Source organism: Thalassotalea marina, assembly GCF_014656435.1.
GTDB classification, from domain to species: domain Bacteria; phylum Pseudomonadota; class Gammaproteobacteria; order Enterobacterales; family Alteromonadaceae; genus Thalassotalea_C; species Thalassotalea_C marina.
In genome coordinates, this window is sequence record NZ_BNCK01000012.1 from 48,093 (window position 1) to 65,244 (window position 17,152).

Genomic DNA, 17,152 nt, shown 5'->3' on the forward strand with positions numbered 1-17,152 from the left:
ACTCAATGCGTTAAACAGGAATATTATGAAATTATTCAGACAATCTAAACAGCAGTTTTTTAGCCGCATGTTAACCGTATCTTTACTCATGTTAATATCATCTTCTCTTTATGCTTCACCACTAACAACAGAACAAAGAATTGACGATTTACTACAAGGTTACTTTTCTTTAAATCAATTTAATGGTGTGGCACTAGTTGCTCATCACGATAAGGTATTACTTCACAAAGGATTTGGTTATGCCAACTTTGAGTGGGATGTTAAACACGTTACCACAGGCCAATTTAAAATTGCTTCAGTGACTAAGCAATTTACCGCGTTACTTATTTTACAACTGGTTGAACAAAATAAGCTACAACTCGACCAAACCATCAGCCATTATTTGCCAAGCTATCGCCAAGACACTGGCAATAAAATTACTATCAGGCAGCTACTGAACCATACATCAGGCCTAGGAAACTTTTTTCATCTGCAAGAATATCAGGCAACAGAAGCTAGAAACCCTTATTCTAGAGAAGAGTTTATACAGATCTTTTGTAGTGAAGATTTACTTTTTGAGCCTGGTACAAAATTTAGATACAGCAACGCTGGCTACACCATTTTAGGGCACCTAATTGAACAAATAACGGGCAAAACTTATCAACAAGTGTTACAGGAAAATATATTTAACCCAGCGGGCATGACAAAAAGTGGCTTTAATAATCAACAACAGGTTGTTAAACAGCGCGTTGAAGGTTATGAACGTACGTTAAATTCATTCAAACGCCCTACACATGTTGATATGTCTGTTCCATATTCAGCAGGCGCTATATATTCGACCAGTCACGATTTACAGTTGTGGCACCAAGCGTTGCAGAAAAATTTATTGTTATCAAAAGCATTAACAAAAGTACTGTATCAAGTATCGGCACATAGAAATTATGCAGCTGGCTGGTTAGTGGACGATGTCAAAACTAATAACAACCTCACATACACTAAAGTGCATCATGGTGGTGGTATACAAGGGTTTAATGCCAGCATCGCTCGAATTTTGGAAGATGACTTATTGGTTGTTTTACTCAATAATACCGGCGGCGCCCCGATGACTGAAATGACCAACAACATCATTAACATCGTTTACAATATGCCGGTAAACGAACCCAAGTTGCGATTTAGCCAGCAACTGTTTCAACAAATCAGCAAAAATGGCCTAGAACAAGCAAAAGCGTGGTATTTATCGCAAGTTTCACAAGACAACGGCTTTAGCGAACGTGGTTTAAACAACTTTGGCTATGAACTTATTGAAGCTGGTGAAATTGAAGCGGCAATTACGTTTTTTGAAATTAACAGCAAAGCCCACCCTAAATCGGCTAATGTTTACCATAGTTTGGCTGAAGCTTATGAACAAAAAGCAGAATTAGCACTTGCATTAACCAATTACCAACTTGCGTTAAATCTCACCACAGATGACAAAAGTGCCCTAATTAACAAAATAAAACAGTTAAAAACACAAATACAATAATCTAAAGCGCCTAACAGTAGTTTAATTTTGCCTTATATTGCTGTTAGGCGTAATAAAAACCAAGGTTTTCATAACAAGTTAAGCGTTGTAAAAATATACAGACAAGAAGATAATATGCACAGTTCCTACCAACTGATTGAATCAATAAAAACAATATCAATCCATAACATCTGAAGTTGCTATATGGAGGCAATAAAACGCCAATGTTGTTACTCAAAATTGTATTTACCTGCATAGTTATTTTTTGGGGTTTTATTATTTCCCCTTTATCAGCAAAAACCTATACCGCCGATGAATTTGAGCAAGTTCGCCAACAACTTAGGCAAACTTTTGCCAATAGCCCCAAAGAAGCTTTGAAGCTAGTTAATAGCTATTTATCAGATCCTGAATTGCTCACCGAACAACAACTAATTTGTTTAAATTACAAAAGCTGGTTTTTAATTGAAACGGATCAACTAAAAGAAGCAACACAAACATTAGTACAGTATCAATCACTTGCTGATAAATTTGGCTTACCTGTGTTTAAATACGGCTATCACAATATGTATGCAGGTTTGTATACCCGTATTGAAAACTATGAAGCAGCTCTTGAACACCATTTAAAAGCTCAAGCGTTAACTGACACGTTAAAACCACAACTCGCCCATCAAACTAACAATAATATCGCCATGCTTTACACCAATGTTGGTCGATATGAAGAAGCCATAGAAATGTTTGAACAATACATCGCTTACCTTAAACAAGGTGATCGCCCTTTAAGTTTAAGTTTGGTGCTAGTTAACTTGGCAGAAACTCAGGCTGATATAGGTGATTTTAAAAAGGCGCGTGAAACCATAAACGAAGCAATGGCAATTCAAAAAAAGCATGACTATAAACGTTATTTGGCAAGCAGCCATTTCATTTTAGGCATGATTGAACGCGAAGAAAAAAACTTTGATCAATCTATTAACTACCTTGAACACGCAATAAAAGAATTTAATGAGCTGTCAATTGCCGAAGAAGCCACACAAGCACAAATATCACTTGCCAAAACCTACCTAGAAACAGGCGACAATGACAAAATAGATAGTTTAATTACTTCCGCTTTGCTTAACGCAGAACAACATCATCTTCCCGCTTTACAGTCACAAATACATAAATTTGCAGCAAACGTATATGAACAAAGACATGATTTGCCACAAGCACTAATGCATTTTAAAACGTATCAAGAACTGCACGATCAATTATTGCTACAACGTGCTGACATCAATTTGGCAAAAGCAATCGCTGAAAGTGATGTAACAAGTAAAGAATTAGAAATATTAGAGCTGACAAAAAGCAAACAATTGAAGTTAGAAAAAGCCAAGTTATTTCAATACATTGCCCTAACAATCATTTGCGGTTTAATTATTTTTATTACTGGGGCAATTTTTGCGTTAAGGAGTATTAATAAAAGTAACCTAAGACTGCGCAGATCATTAAACGAATTAGCGGCAACACAAAACAAATTAATAGAAACCGAAAAAGTTGCTTCGCTTACTTCCCTTTCGTCAGGTATGGCGCATCAATTAAATACTCCTATAGGCACCATAGTGACAGCAAACTCTTTAATTAACGAAAAATTAGTTAATTTAGAGCAACAATTTGAAAATAAAACCTTAAGTCAATCTGCATTACGACAATTTATCAATATCGCAAAAGACACCAAAGAAATCGTTAACAAAAGTACACAACGATTAACCACTATGGTGGAGCAATTTAAAGCACTTAAAGTATCATTAGACTCAACACAGAAAGTATCAACCTTTAGCCTTCATGAGTTGGTTGTGGAGTGCACCACTAAATTTAACAGTTACTTAGGCAAAGAGGTTAAATTTACTATCGACACTAACAACATTGAAATATGCTCTATCTACCCAGTTTTAGCCGATGTATTTGTCAATTTAATCACCAACTCCTTTGAACACGGTTTTAAACACCAAGACAGTGGTACTATCTGTATCAATTCAGAGCTTAATGACGATAAAATTACCATTACATTTGAAGATGACGGCGCAGGTATAAAACCTGAGTTATTAAAAGAGATTTTTACACCATTTTTCTCGACAAACTTAGGTGGAAATCATCTAGGTTTAGGCTTAAACGTTGTATTTAATGCCGTTAAACACCAATTACATGGTGATATAACAGCATTACCTTATGAACGTGGTGCTTGCTTTGTTATTACGCTGCCTAAGAGCTTTGAGCAATCATAGTTGGCGATTTAACGTTCTGATTTAAGCTACCTGAAAAAATAAGCACAATTTATTTTTATCTAGGTCTCTAACATAGGCGGAATAATAAGGCCCTTTGAGCTTTGGCTCCCCTTCACAAGAGCCGCCCAAAGCAATTGCTTTTTGGTATAAATTATCTACCTCTTCCGTTGAATTTAAGTTGAGGCCGATCATTGTACCATTACCGTTGGTCGCCGCTTCTTTATTATATGGAGAGGCGACAGCAAACATCATCCAATCACAGCCCCAATAAGTCATGCGTTCATCCGCTATCACGCGCTTAAACTCTGTTTCTTGAAAAAGTGCGTCATAGTATTTTGTCGCATTTGCTAAATTATTAGTTCCCACTACCGTGTAACTTTGTTTCATGTTGTTCTCCTTTTGTTGGAGAACTCACTATATATTCCCCCTACTGACAGCTGTGTGTCAGTAGTCTTTTAGCAATAGAAACAAAAAAGCCAGCAGAATAAATCCACTGGCCTTTGAAAACTGTCAACCTAGTTTAGGAAGCCAATTCTGTTAGCTATGCACGTTTGCAGCTTTTATTCGGTGATTGATATAAAGGCTGAGCTTTACCCAAATGTTTAGACAAGTCATTAATGCGCGTTTGGTTTGATGGATGAGTTGATAGAAACTCAGGTGGTGCACCTTTTGAAACTTTGGCCATATTACGCCACAAATCAATTGCGGCAGCTGGATCAAATCCAGATTTGGCCATTAGGTTTTGACCAACAATGTCTGCTTCACTTTCATGTAAACGGCTATATGGCATTAACGCACCATATTGTATTGCGCCTAAACCCAATGCCATCCATAGCTCTTTATTTTCGGTACCTTGCTGACTAAGCCAAGCATCTGCTCCTACGGCACCAATTTGCACGATTTGATTCGCTGATAAACGTTCATTGGAATGTTGCTCTATCACATGGGCAACTTCATGCCCGATAATAGCAGCTAACTGATCTGGTGTTTGAGCAACATTTAAAATACCGGTATAAACGCCAATTTTTCCACCAGGTAATGCAAACGCGTTAACTTGTTCAGAATCAAACACCACAACTTCCCAAGTACCATTATGAGCTGATTTTGGTACGTTGGCTGTAATAGCGTTTGCCACACATTGAACATATTGATTAGTCGCTTTGTTCTGGCTAATTTTTTCTTTTTGCTTTAACTCTTCGAATGATGCCGCGCCCATTTTGCTCAATTCACCGTTTGAGAAAAGTGTCACTTGATTGCGACCTGTTGAAGATTTTGCGCAGGCGGTTAACACAAGAACGGCTGCTAAAACAGCAAGTTTAGATTTCATGAAGTATCCCGTTTCTTTGAAGCTTAAGGCATTAGTTTAAGAAAAATTTATCCTTACTGCGAGTTAAATTTCTATGTCGTAGCGCACCAAAAACCAAATTTACATCACTGAAGAAGACTTAATTAACCGATACTTTTTTTAGGGCGAAGCTAAATGCTGCACCTTGGCCAATATCGCTAGAAACCGCTATTTCACTATGCATTAGCTCAAGTAATTTTTTAGTAATCGCCAAGCCTAATCCCGCATGTTTTTCCCCGGCGTTTACCGCATTACTCGCGCGATATCGGGTGTCAAAAATATACGATAATTCTTCTTTTTTAATGCCGGTGCCAGTGTCTTTAACCGTCACTTGACACTGATTACCTTTAATTTCATCTACCTGCAAATAAATATGCCCTTGTGCAGGTGTATGTCTAATAGCATTTTCAATTAAATTGGTTAATACCCGCTCTAATTTGGCAATATCACCCAATATTAAGGTTTCAGAGTGGCTAGGAACGATAGACATTTCAATGCCTTTTGCCTGGCACTTAAGAGAAAACTTTGCCAACACATCGTATAACAGCTCAGTAATGTTAAAACTTTCTAATTGAATCGACACTTGGCCACCTTCAAGGTGCGCTAACTCGAAAATTTGATCGATTAGCGACTTCAAATCTTTGGCATTTTTTAATGCTGTTTGTAAATATTTATCTTTTTGCTCAGGTGATAGGCTATCTAGCCCTAATGCCACTGTTTCAACATAACCTTGCAATGATGCAAGCGGTGTACGTAAATCATGAGAGATATCAGCTAACAGCTCTCTTCGCTGAACATCGGCGAGTTTTAGTTGGTTTAATTGCTCACTGATTTGTTTGGCCATCTCTTCAAAAACAATGCCTAATTGATGCACTTCATTTGAGGTATTTCTTTTCCATGGCGCCAATGCCACTTTATCTTGTGCAAACCCTGCGGCCTTTAATGCGTGAATATCACTATTTAACTGACGTAGCGGCTTAGTAAAGTATCGGAATAACCCCAACATAACAATGAACAAAAATAGTATAGCACCAACAAAAGCCATTAACGATAACTTAGCCTGTTGATTAAGCTGTGGCGTGGCAAACGCTGATTCGTATTGTTCACCCGCAACAATGACATACAAATACCCCTGCAACGACTCTCCGTTATACACTGGCGCTACCGAAAAAACCTTTTGTCTTAATTCATTTTTGGGATCATCACCATAAATCGGCAAAGCAGCGTTGTTTTCTATTAAATTTAACAAAGGCGCTAAACTTACCTGTTTGCGCTTGATTAAATGTTTATCAATGGAATGGGTTAGAATTTTTCCTGTTGGATCTAATAAATAAAACTCAAACGCTGGCCCCAACACCATTAAGGTATGAAACAAATTTTTTAAGGCCTCATAGTCGTAAACACCTTGTTTTAGTATCGGGTTATCATTCACTAAGTTTTCGGCCAAAGATAGATGTAACCCTTGCTGCGCTTCATATCTTGCTTGTTTTTCTAGTGAATTTGCCCAGTAAAAAAAGACAATTAATATCGCAACAAACACTGAGAGCAAAGACAATGACAAGCGTTGATATAGGCTCAGCTTCACGCTGCAACTCCTTGTTTAGATAGTTTATAGCCAACACCCCAAACCGTTTGCACTATTTCTGGTTTAGCGGCATTTTTTTCAACTTTGGTACGCAGGCGATTGATATGAGAATTGACTGTGTGTTCATAACCTAAATGATGATAGCCCCAAACAGAGCTTAACAATTGTTCTCGGGAAAACACTTGTTCGGGATGTGAAGCTAAAAAATACAACAAATCGAATTCGGTTGAGGTCAGTGGTATTTCTTTACCTTTGAGATAAGTTTTATGACTGAGATTATCTATTTGCAGTGCGCCAAGCGTTAGTCTCGTCGCCTTTGATTCTTGTTGACAGGCTTTGGTGCGCTCTGCAATTAAGTGAACTTTACGTAACTGCGCTCTGATCCTCGCTTGAAGTTCTCGAATGCTAAATGGCTTTGTCATATAGTCATCCGCCCCTAGCTCTAACCCCAAAACTCGGTCAATTTCACTATCGCGAGAGGTTAACATTAAAATAGATTGTTCAGGATATTTTTCCCGTGCTTGACGACAAACGTCTAAGCCTGAAATGCCCGGCAACATGACGTCGAGTATGATTAAGTCAAAATGGCTGTTTTCTAACAAGGCTAACGCCGTTTCGCCAGTTGATTGATGAATGATTTCAAGCGACATATCTTGCAAATTAACCTGTATTAACTCAGCGATATCTAAATCATCTTCTACTAAAAGCACTCTATCCATTTTGTTTCCCCAATTAAGATCAAAGAGAAACGGATAACATAGCGAGGGCTAATGCCCTCGCTAACGTGCACTGAAGCTTATTTATTCCGTTCTTGCAATGGTGATGCGCAAGGTAGGATTATCGAACTTGTGTCCAGCGCTTAATGCCGACGTTGACAGGCCATCATCACTACTCACTACACCTGGGTGCATTGTTACATGATCGGCAATGTCATCTCTGGCTTCGTTATAACCTTCTCCGGCACCACCTGAAGCGGGACCAGGAATAGACGCTGCAGTTTCAGTGTTAAACTCCGTTCCTGCATCATAAGAACGGGCAGTAAAAGAAATACTTTCGCCAGCCATTAAATTTGAGATATCCATTGCGCTGACACCAGTAAATGCATCATTGGTGTTAACCAACATGGTGGCTACCGACAACATCATTGGCATGGTATCGGTCAACGTCACGTCAATTGATTCGTGCATACCAGGCATCAATAAGCCCGCACCACTTTCACCAGCAAGTACCATATCTTGAGCAAGCACTTGAGTGTTGTCACCCCCTTCAGCCATGACCTCTAACGCACCACTTGCTGCTTCGCCAATTTGCCACAAACTGCCTTCGTTATGCAGTACAACAGCAACTGGAGACATTGGTTGCGCGTGGGTTAAGTTTGTTACCGTCACCTGATAACTATAATTGACAGGTGTTGGCGCAGGCGGCTCAACTACCATAGGGTCTTTTGAAGATTTACTATCGCCACAAGCCGATAACAATAACAAAGGCGCTAGTGCGATAGTGCTAATTTTTAAAAACGTTTTATTCATAAGGCCCCCTAGTTCACAGTTACAGTGATACGCGCTACAGGGTTTAACCAACGATGAACCGTATTATTTAAATCGCTTTTACCACCTGTTGCATCGTCATCACCAAGGCTGCCACGGTGAATGTGAATAGTAGTATTTTGTTCCATGTCAGTAACCCCCATACCACCTGTGCCGCCATGACCACTTGGATCAACAGGAATACCTGGTGCACCTGGTGCGCCACCACCATTGACGATCTCATCATTAGCTTCCGTTCCTGCGTCATACGCATTAAGGTCAATAGTATATGTGCCTGGCTCTGTTGGGATCATCCAGCTGTTTAGGCCAACAAAACCATCATTGGTTGGTAATAACATCGAAACAATTGATAAGTAGTTGTTGCCATCAGTTGTGTCTAACATCAAGCTAGTACTCATTGCAGGAGCTAATAAACCTTCAGCGGGGTTTTCTTTGATATCTGCACTTAACGCGCTTAAATCTGCCGACAATCCTGAGACATTGCCGCCTTCTGCCATCATTTGTAAGTTAGCTGATGCTTCTTCACCAACAGAAAACAACTTACCATCGGCATTATGAGCAGCAACCAAAAATGGCGTAAAGTAGATACCTTGAGTCAGGTTGGTTATTTTGATGTCTAACTGTTGTGCTTGAACTTGAATTGACGATGCGGCAATGGCAGCGCCTAGAATAGAATATTTTAACTTCATGTTTATTTCCTTCTCATTATCGTGAAATGTTAAATTCATCGATAGTATGTGAAGAAAATTTCTCGAGACTTTCACAAAATAATCACAAAAGTCTCACAAAAAAATCAAGCCAATGTTAGGAAATTAAATGCGGTTTATTAAGGTCTTGGTACAGTTATACGCAAATTACTTCGCTTTAATTAATGTTGATTTGTCTTTTTTAACACCATAAATATCACTTGGGTCAAACGCTAAGGTGACGTGAAAATCCTTTTTAGGTAACAATAACTTATCTCGGTAAAAATCACCGTCGCTTGAGTTTGCCACAACAAAATAACTGGTTTTATCACCTTGGCTTACACGCCCTAAACCTTGCAAACTAACTCTGATCGATTTGATTCCTGCTAGCTTTGTTTTATTAATATTTTGAAATTCTGGCGGTGAAACAAGCGTAACGTGAAAAGCATTATGATCACGAGCAATTTGATTTTGACGATATTGTTTATAATCGTTTCCTAAAATTAATTTAAGTTGCTCAAGGTACTTGTTAAGTTCTGCTTTACTGATAATACCACCCAAGTATTTATTACCTTGGTTATCAGTTAATTGACGTATTTTAGTAATGACCACTTTATGTGTATCATTTTGATAATCACTATTGGCTAGCGACTTAAGCGCTTTAGCATGACCGGGCCTGATAGTTACATCGGGTGAGCTGTCTTTCTCGGCCTCTTGCTCAAGTTGCTGTTGCTGAATGACCACCAACTGTTCGGCAATGGTACTCGCATTTGCCGTTAAACAAATCGACAAGAAGCAAAATGTTGTAACCAGTTTTTTGATGTGTAAATCCATTTCTTTCTTTATACTGATGGTTAGTGTTGTAATATTCTACGGGTAAATTTCATAATAATGAAGGTCTGGTTTAATCCTGAGCTATTTAATCACATCGCCATCAGCGTCGCTGAATATAGATGGTCGCTTTTATTGTGGAGTGTGTTTGCCTTCATTCTTTTTGTGGTGTTGCAATATCAAATTGAAACAGCCACCCCTATGTTTCTGATTTGGGTCGCCCTTTTTATTTTATTCGCCGCACTACAAGCTTTAGTGCTAGCGGCCTTTATCTTTTTCTTTCAAGTATTGCCGTCATCCAAAATACATGACAAGCAATGGCAAAAATTTTATCGCGCCATAGAGTGGTGTGAAGCACTCATTTTCAGCTTTATTTTGCCGCTGCCTGCCCTGCTTTTTGTTTATGCTGTGATAGTTGTTTAATTAACCTGTACGTCTATATATGACGCTGTTTTTGCGCATAAGCACCTAAACAGAAAAAGATCCCCACCACTAAAGGCACTATATATACGGTTGGAACCATAGCCAAATACTTAGCTAATACACTGGTTAACCAAACCGTTAACAAGCCGTAGCCAAATGCACAAATAAAAACAAATGCCAGCGTTCTAACAATAAAGTGCTGCTTGCGAATTAAATGTTTTATTGCACCGTTAATGTCATTACCAAAAACCACCAACAAAGTGGCGACAATCGCTAATGCTGTTTGGTATTGGTATGGTCTAAACCAACTGCCCATTTCAATTAACAAGGCACTCATTATACGGCACCATGTTGTTTTAAGAGTTCAACAAGATCATCTTCCGTTAATACTTTTACACCAAGCTCCTGCGCTTTGCTTAACTTAGACCCTGCCTTTTCGCCAGCAACTAAATAATCGGTTTTTGCCGATACACTACCAGATACTTTAGCACCAAGCGATTGCAATAACGCTTTAGCTTCATTGCGATTTAATTGGCTCAATGTACCTGTTAACACGTAAGTTAAACCAATAAGTGGCTGTTCATTTTCAGCTTTCACCTCGATATCAGGCCAGCTCATTATGCCGACCAACTTATCAACCACTTCAATATTGTGCGGCTGGGCAAAAAACTGGACGATATTACGTGCAACCACTTCACCTACGTCAGGCACCTGTTGCAGTTGCTCTGCGTTAGCTAGGCGCAATGCATCAAAGGTAAGAAAGTGTTGTGCTAAATTTGCAGCTGTAGTTTCACCAACTTCGCGAATACCTAAGGCGTAAATAAATTTTGCTAAACTAGTTTCTTTTGCTGTCTCAATGGCGTTAACCAACTTAAGTGCAGACTTTTGCCCCATACGTTCCATGGTGCTTACTTGTAACTCAGTCAGCGAAAACAAATCAGCGGGTGTTTTGATCAAGTTTTCGTCCACCAGTTGTTCAACAAGTTTGTCACCTAAACCGTCAATATCAATGGCTTTTCTTGAAGCAAAATGTTTAATCGCTTCTTTGCGCTGCGCACCACAAAATAACCCACCAGTGCATCGTAAAACTGCCTCGCCTTCTAGTCGCTGTACCGCAGACTGACACACAGGACATTCTGATGGAAACTCAACGTCTTTAGCTTCTTCTGGGCGCTTTTCCAGTACCACGCTGACAATTTGTGGAATAACATCACCAGCACGACGAATAATGACAGTGTCTTTAATTTTTACGCCTAAACGTTCAATTTCATCGCGGTTATGTAATGTCGCGTTACTAACAGTAACACCGCCTACAAACACTGGCTTTAATCTAGCCACGGGTGTAATTGCACCAGTGCGGCCTACTTGAAACTCAACGTCTTCTAAAATGGTAATTTCTTCTTGAGCCGGAAATTTATATGCAGTGGCCCATCTTGGTGCACGCGCGACAAATCCAAGTTGTTGTTGTAATTCGATGCTATCAACTTTAAATACTGTGCCATCAATTTCGTAGCTCAACGCATCTCGTTTAGCCAAAATATCTTGATAAAACGCCTCGACATCAGCGCTCTTTTCTAGCAACTTCACTTCTGGGCACATTGGAAAACCTAACGTTTTTAACTGCTCAAGTCGGCCAAAATGTGAGTTGCTTAACCATTCATCGGCTTCTTGCCCTTGAACTTCAACATAACCTAAGCCATAAGCATAAAAAGCTAAGCTGCGTTTTGCGGTGATCTTTGAATCTAATTGACGCAAACTTCCGGCAGCGGCATTTCTTGGGTTAGCAAAGGTTTTTTCCCCCTTTTGAATGGCCTGCGCGTTAAGTTGTTCAAAGCTTGCCTTAGGCATAAACACTTCACCACGAACTTCTATAACCGCAGGAATGTTATCGCCATTTAATCTGAGTGGGACTGATTTAATCGTTTTAACATTTTCTGTGATGTTTTCACCCGTGGTACCATCTCCACGTGTTGCCGCTTGTACTAATAAACCATCTTCATAACGTAAACTCACCGCTAAACCATCAAGCTTTGGTTCGGCGCAAAAAGCAATTTCTCTATCTGATTTAAGTCTATCTTGCACGCGTTTAACAAAAGCCAACCATTCGTCATAACCAAATACGTTATCTAATGAAAGCATGGGTATTTGATGTGTTACTTGGCTAAATGCTTTTAATGCTTCACCGCCAACACGTTGACTTGGAGAGTCTGGCATTTTAAGTAATGGAAATGCCGTTTCTAATTCTACTAACTCACGCATTAAGCGATCATATTCAGCATCTGGAACGGTCGGCTCGTCTAACACATAATACTGATAGTTATAACGATTTAGTGTTTGATGTAATTCTGCTACACGTTGTGTTGCTTGTTGTTCGGTCATCGACATAAATTTTTTCTTATAAAAAATAAAGCCTCTGTCGAGGCTTTGTATTGATATTCAGTTATTTATTTCAATTGCTATGACTACACCGCTGCAATTCTGCTTTTACGATCATACTCTCGTATTCTGCTGATGTAGTGCTGCTCAGTTTGTTTAGTCATTACACTGCGCTTGTCATCAAGCAGCTGAGCATTAAACTCAACGGCTAAATGTTTAGCGGCTTGCATCATATGTCCAAAGATCTCAAACGGGTCACCAGCATTAGGTAACGTCATAAATAAAGTGATCCCCTGCGTTGTAAAGCTTTCCATATTATCCAGATCAAAAGTACCAGGGTTCATCATATTGGCTAAACTAAACGTCACTTTACCATTACCAGCATTATCTTCGTGGCGATGGAAAATATTCATATCACCAAAGCGTAAACCTAATGTAAGCAAGGTAGGTAACAAAGCAGCACCACTGATGTGATTACCCTCAGGCATAACAACAGACACTACTATGACTTCCGGCTCTAACTCGGGCTCTGGCATTCTAACTGGCTCGTCAATGCTTACTTCTGGCACCTCGTTTTTACTTGCCGCGTCGCCAAAATTCATTTCCATTTGATTGCGTTTTAACTTGTCCGTGACCGCTTTTCTAACACTGCGTTTACGTGGAGCTTCTGGCTTTGGTTTAGTCACAGGCGTTTCATAAACTGGTTTTTCTTCTTGCACAGGTGCTTCTTCAAAGGTATTAGCATGCGGTGGCGGGTTATCCAACGGTGGTTGTTCAGTGATATCTGACAAATCACCTAACGTCGGCTCTAAGGTTAATTCGTCGCTGTGCCCTCTGTCTAAATCTTTTGGTAACGGCTCTTCGTCGTAATCAGGAGCTGGTGCAGGTGCACTAGGCGTTTCATTTTCCGACAACGAATGTGGCGAAACTACACGCACTTGGCCTACACCATCTTGATCAAAACCACTGGGATCAATTGTACGTTCTAATGGGTCAACCTTTTCATTTTTTGCTTTGAGTTTATAAGGATTTTTGTTTTTTCTGATCGTCCAAAACCCATGAACAAAAATAGCAGCGATCACAATAGCGCTGATTATAATTAATACGTTTCTGAAATTATCTTCCATCGTTTAGCCTTTTTAAGATACTTCTGCCATAGCGATTGCTTCGTCGATATCTACCGATACCATTCTGGAAACACCAGGTTCGAACATAGTCACCCCGGTTAAATGTGAAGCCATTTCCATCGCTATTTTATTATGACTAATATAAATAAATTGCACACTGTCTGACATTTCGCGTACTAGATTACAAAACCTATTAACATTGGCATCGTCTAGTGGAGCATCTACTTCATCAAGCATACAAAATGGTGCTGGATTGAGTCTAAATATTGCAAACACTAAAGACAAGGCCGTTAATGCTTTTTCTCCACCTGACAACAAATGAATCGTACTATTTTTCTTCCCCGGGGGTTGCGCCATAATACTCACCCCAGTTTCTAATAAATCATCATCTGTTAACGCCAAGTAAGCTTGTCCACCACCAAATACTTTTGGGAACAAGGTTTGTAAATCTTGGTTAACTTTGTCAAACGTTACTTTAAATTTTTGTCGACTTTCTTTGTCGATTTTAGCTATTGCTGATTCTAACGTTGAAATCGCTTGATTTAAATCCTGATCTTGCTGATCTAAGAAGTTTTTTCGCGATAACTGACTATCAAATTCATCAATTGCTGCTAAATTAATCGCTCCCAACTGCGCAATGTCTTGTTGAAGTCGAATAACATGAGCCTGCCAAACCCCTTCTTTGGCATCTACCGGCATATGTTTTTCAATATCAGTGATATGTTGCCCGATTTCATGCAACGGTTCTAGCGCACTGTTGGCTTTAACTTTATTCGCCTCAGCATCAATTTGCAACTGACTAATGTTAGCTTGCAGCTCACTTGTTGATTTTTGTGCGTTTTGTTGGTTATTTTCTAACTTACTAATCATGTCAGCATGCTGACTAATCTGTGTTTGGCTATTTACTAAACTCTGGTCAACATCAGCCATGCGAGCGAGCCAGTGTTGAAGTTGCTCTTCGTCATCAGCCACAGGTTTGCCCTGCTGTTCTAGTTGGCTTTGGTATTGCGCCTGTTGACGACTTAATTGCTCGATCGTCGTTTGATAACGTTCAATATTTTGTTGCAATTGGCCATGCTGATGTTTTACCCGTTCTAATTGAATAATATCGTGATGATGTTGTTCTTTTATGACGTGCAGCTGCAGACTTAATTCGCTGGCCTTTTGTTGAAAACGCTCAACCTCTTGGTAAATTGCATTTGTATCGGAATCGGTACTTTCCACAATGGTTTGCTGATGTAGTTCTGCAAGTTCATGCTGCCATTTAGCCACTTGCGTGGTTAACTGTTCTATTTCTTGCAATATATTTTCTTTCGCCAATAAATCTTGTGCTTTTGATTGTTCAGCAAATTGTTGTTCACTTTGTGCTTGCTGCAAGCGCTGCATTAATTGATTAAAGTTGGCCTGCAACTGATTATGCTGAGACTTAAGCTCATCATTACTTTGTTGGATTTGAAAAAGTTCAGACTGAGCAACTTTGTGTTTTTCTTGAAGATGCGCCACATCAACCAACAGCTGATGTTTTTCGGTATCTAGTGCCAGTTTATGATCTTGCTTTTCAAGCAGCCCTTTACGTGCAAATTGTGCTGATAACCACACACCTTGCGGACAAATGACCGACTGTTCTGACGTTAACTGAGGCAACAGCTGATAACATTGCTCAGGGGTATCAGCGATAACAATATGATTTAAAAATGGTAGTTGAACATCGGGATGTGACGCTTTAGCAGCCAGTGTACCAACACTCGGCTGTTTGTGAGTGCTTTTATCAACAAGAGCAAACGCCATATTATTTAGTGTTGCTACAAGGTCAGCCTCTGGCAAGTTTGGTATAACCTGCGCAGATAACAAGTCTGCCAATACCATCTCAACGGCAAGTTCCCAGCCTTGTTCAACCGCTAACTGTTCATGTAACTGCTGTAGCGCGGTTTGATTGCCATGTTCAATGATTTGTTGCTGATATATTTGCCAATCTTGCTTTTGATCTAACTGTTGCTCAACCACAGCCAAACGACTGGTTAATGCCTGCAACTGAGTAGTTATTTGGGTATTATTTGATTGGCACTGCGCCAGTTGCTGCGTTTTTTCATCAAGTAAATTTGCCGATTGAGCTAACTGTTGCTCTGCTTGTTGGAACTGAGCTTTTAGCTGTTTAACCGCGGTAGGCTCTTGGTAAGTTGCAAGCTTTTCTGTTAACTGATTTAGGGTTACTTGTTTTTCTTTGATACGCTGTTCAGTCGCTGCTATTTGCGCTTTTACCGTAGACACTTTTTCATTATGAGCTTGGTAACGCGTTTTTAATTGCTCTTGTTGTAGGTGAACCAACTGCCACTTTTGTTGTGCTTGCGAGCGATGTTGTTCGTTCTCATTGAGCCTTGCACTCAGCGCTGCAATCTCTTGCTCACCTTTAGCCACTTTAGGTGACAACATCTGTAATTCTTGTTTAATTTCAACTTGCGCTTGTTGTTCAGATAACAAAAATTGCTGGGCATTGGCAATTTGCTCAGCACAGGTAATTTTATCCTGCTCTAATTTGGATTTTTGTTGTTTTACAAACTGCAATTGCTGCTCAAGCCTTGCAATATTATTGGTTAATTGAACCTTTTCTTGTTGATATTTTTCAATGGATTGACGAATGCTATCTTGCTGCTGTTTGGCAATTTTTATCGACGTTTGATCGGCATCTCGAGTTAAGTTGGCATTTGACAACTGTTCTTTCAACGCCGTAATTTGCTGTTGAATTTCAGCGACCTTGTTAGAATGTTTTTGCCAGCGCAATACCGCAAGTTCAGCTTTGTATTGTCTTTCTTGCTTTTTTAACGTTTTATATCGCTTGGCGGCTTGTGCTTGGCCATCTAGTTTTTCAATGTGTTGACCTAACTCTAAGCGAATATCCGTTAAACGAGATAAGTTTTCTTTGGTATGACGTATACGATTTTCAGTATCGCGGCGACGCTCTTTGTATTTCGAAATGCCCGCAGCTTCTTCAATAAACACGCGCAACTCTTGCGGTTTTGATTCAATAAGCCTTGAAATTGTGCCTTGTTCAATAATGCCGTAACTTCTTGGGCCCAAACCTGTACCAAGAAATATATCGGTAATATCCCGGCGTCGGCATTTACTGCCGTTAAGGTAATAGCTGTTTTGGCCATCGCGGTTAACCAAGCGTCTTACGGAAATTTCGTTGCGGTTGGCCAAAGAGCCTTGTAAACGCCCAGACATATTATCAAACATCAGTTCAACACTGGCTTGACCAACAGGTTTACGTGACGCTGCACCATTAAAAATAACATCAGTCATCGCGTCGCCACGCAAATGTTTCGCCGAGCTTTCACCTAATACCCAACGCACCGCATCGATAATATTTGATTTACCACAACCGTTTGGGCCAACAATAGCCGTCATCTGTTGCTCAAAAGGCACTTTAGTAGGATCTACAAAAGATTTAAACCCTGCTAGTTTTATGTACTTTAATCGCATGTAAATTGGGCGCCGTG

At 39.7% G+C, this 17,152-nt stretch carries 14 protein-coding genes; 3 read left to right on the forward strand and 11 right to left on the reverse strand.

All coding sequences use genetic code 11. The features are described from left to right. The first annotated feature begins 25 nt into the window (after nt 1–25). Nucleotides 26–1,501: a serine hydrolase gene (locus IE199_RS20095; protein ID WP_189774313.1), complete on the forward strand. Its 1,476-nt coding sequence runs from the start codon at nt 26–28 to the stop codon at nt 1,499–1,501. A 203-nt stretch (nt 1,502–1,704) separates the two neighbouring features. Further along, on the forward strand, nt 1,705–3,735 hold the full coding sequence (locus tag IE199_RS20100; RefSeq protein ID WP_189774315.1) for a tetratricopeptide repeat-containing sensor histidine kinase: 2,031 nt from the start codon (nt 1,705–1,707) through the stop codon (nt 3,733–3,735). A 21-nt stretch (nt 3,736–3,756) separates the two neighbouring features. Here IE199_RS20100 and IE199_RS20105 read toward each other — a convergent pair whose 3' ends face one another. The 7 genes from IE199_RS20105 to IE199_RS20135 form a co-directional block, all read right to left on the reverse strand. Beyond that, a complete protein-coding gene (locus IE199_RS20105) occupies nt 3,757–4,122 on the reverse strand; it encodes a VOC family protein (protein WP_189774317.1) in 366 nt (121 codons plus the stop codon). A 154-nt stretch (nt 4,123–4,276) separates the two neighbouring features. Then, entirely contained in the window at nt 4,277–5,062 is a 786-nt protein-coding gene (locus IE199_RS20110; protein ID WP_189774319.1) for a M48 family metallopeptidase, read from the reverse strand. Between the two features lie 118 nt (nt 5,063–5,180). Further along, the gene (locus IE199_RS20115; RefSeq protein WP_189774321.1) at nt 5,181–6,665 is read right to left on the reverse strand and encodes a sensor histidine kinase; all 1,485 of its coding nucleotides are present in this window, start codon (nt 6,663–6,665) and stop codon (nt 5,181–5,183) included. Beyond that, nucleotides 6,662–7,384, reverse strand: coding sequence for a winged helix-turn-helix domain-containing protein (locus IE199_RS20120; protein WP_189774323.1), 723 nt, complete (start codon nt 7,382–7,384; stop codon nt 6,662–6,664). Before IE199_RS20120 ends, IE199_RS20115 begins: the two co-directional genes overlap by 4 nt. Before the next feature lie 81 nt (nt 7,385–7,465). Then, a complete protein-coding gene (locus IE199_RS20125) occupies nt 7,466–8,194 on the reverse strand; it encodes a spondin domain-containing protein (protein WP_189774325.1) in 729 nt (242 codons plus the stop codon). Nucleotides 8,195–8,202: 8 nt separating this feature from the next. Continuing rightward, a complete protein-coding gene (locus tag IE199_RS20130) occupies nt 8,203–8,901 on the reverse strand; it encodes a spondin domain-containing protein (RefSeq protein ID WP_189774327.1) in 699 nt (232 codons plus the stop codon). 165 nt (nt 8,902–9,066) lie between these two features. Further along, nucleotides 9,067–9,732, reverse strand: a complete 666-nt coding sequence (locus tag IE199_RS20135; RefSeq protein ID WP_189774329.1) for a hypothetical protein — start codon at nt 9,730–9,732, stop codon at nt 9,067–9,069. Between the two features lie 57 nt (nt 9,733–9,789). On the opposite strand from IE199_RS20135, the gene IE199_RS20140 reads away from it, so the two are divergent. Then, on the forward strand, nt 9,790–10,152 hold the full coding sequence (locus IE199_RS20140; RefSeq protein WP_189774331.1) for a hypothetical protein: 363 nt from the start codon (nt 9,790–9,792) through the stop codon (nt 10,150–10,152). A 13-nt stretch (nt 10,153–10,165) separates the two neighbouring features. Here IE199_RS20140 and IE199_RS20145 read toward each other — a convergent pair whose 3' ends face one another. The 4 genes from IE199_RS20145 to smc all read right to left on the reverse strand — a co-directional run bounded on the left by IE199_RS20145 (nt 10,166) and on the right by smc (nt 17,135). Next, the gene (locus IE199_RS20145; RefSeq protein WP_189774333.1) at nt 10,166–10,489 is read right to left on the reverse strand and encodes a DUF3392 domain-containing protein; all 324 of its coding nucleotides are present in this window, start codon (nt 10,487–10,489) and stop codon (nt 10,166–10,168) included. Next, entirely contained in the window at nt 10,489–12,531 is a 2,043-nt protein-coding gene (ligA, locus tag IE199_RS20150; protein ID WP_189774377.1) for an NAD-dependent DNA ligase LigA, read from the reverse strand. The genes IE199_RS20145 and ligA overlap by 1 nt, the downstream gene beginning before the upstream one ends. A gap of 83 nt (nt 12,532–12,614) precedes the next feature. Continuing rightward, nucleotides 12,615–13,655 (reverse strand): cell division protein ZipA, encoded by a 1,041-nt coding sequence (gene zipA / locus IE199_RS20155; protein WP_189774335.1) that lies wholly within the window; start codon nt 13,653–13,655, stop codon nt 12,615–12,617. Nucleotides 13,656–13,667: 12 nt separating this feature from the next. Continuing rightward, the gene (gene smc / locus IE199_RS20160; protein WP_189774337.1) at nt 13,668–17,135 is read right to left on the reverse strand and encodes a chromosome segregation protein SMC; all 3,468 of its coding nucleotides are present in this window, start codon (nt 17,133–17,135) and stop codon (nt 13,668–13,670) included. Nucleotides 17,136–17,152: the final 17 nt, after the last annotated feature.

Bases quoted from the DNA above. Each gene is read 5' to 3' on its own strand.
- IE199_RS20125 (WP_189774325.1), bottom strand. From the start codon at position 8,194: ATGAATAAAACGTTTTTAAAAATTAGCACTATCGCACTAGCGCCTTTG.
- zipA (WP_189774335.1), bottom strand. From the start codon at position 13,655: ATGGAAGATAATTTCAGAAACGTATTAATTATAATCAGCGCTATTGTG.
- IE199_RS20130 (WP_189774327.1), bottom strand. From the start codon at position 8,901: ATGAAGTTAAAATATTCTATTCTAGGCGCTGCCATTGCCGCATCGTCA.
- IE199_RS20095 (WP_189774313.1), top strand. From the start codon at position 26: ATGAAATTATTCAGACAATCTAAACAGCAGTTTTTTAGCCGCATGTTA.
- IE199_RS20145 (WP_189774333.1), bottom strand. From the start codon at position 10,489: ATGAGTGCCTTGTTAATTGAAATGGGCAGTTGGTTTAGACCATACCAA.
- smc (WP_189774337.1), bottom strand. From the start codon at position 17,135: ATGCGATTAAAGTACATAAAACTAGCAGGGTTTAAATCTTTTGTAGAT.
- ligA (WP_189774377.1), bottom strand. From the start codon at position 12,531: ATGACCGAACAACAAGCAACACAACGTGTAGCAGAATTACATCAAACA.
- IE199_RS20140 (WP_189774331.1), top strand. From the start codon at position 9,790: ATGAAGGTCTGGTTTAATCCTGAGCTATTTAATCACATCGCCATCAGC.
- IE199_RS20120 (WP_189774323.1), bottom strand. From the start codon at position 7,384: ATGGATAGAGTGCTTTTAGTAGAAGATGATTTAGATATCGCTGAGTTA.
- IE199_RS20105 (WP_189774317.1), bottom strand. From the start codon at position 4,122: ATGAAACAAAGTTACACGGTAGTGGGAACTAATAATTTAGCAAATGCG.
- IE199_RS20135 (WP_189774329.1), bottom strand. From the start codon at position 9,732: ATGGATTTACACATCAAAAAACTGGTTACAACATTTTGCTTCTTGTCG.
- IE199_RS20110 (WP_189774319.1), bottom strand. From the start codon at position 5,062: ATGAAATCTAAACTTGCTGTTTTAGCAGCCGTTCTTGTGTTAACCGCC.
- IE199_RS20100 (WP_189774315.1), top strand. From the start codon at position 1,705: ATGTTGTTACTCAAAATTGTATTTACCTGCATAGTTATTTTTTGGGGT.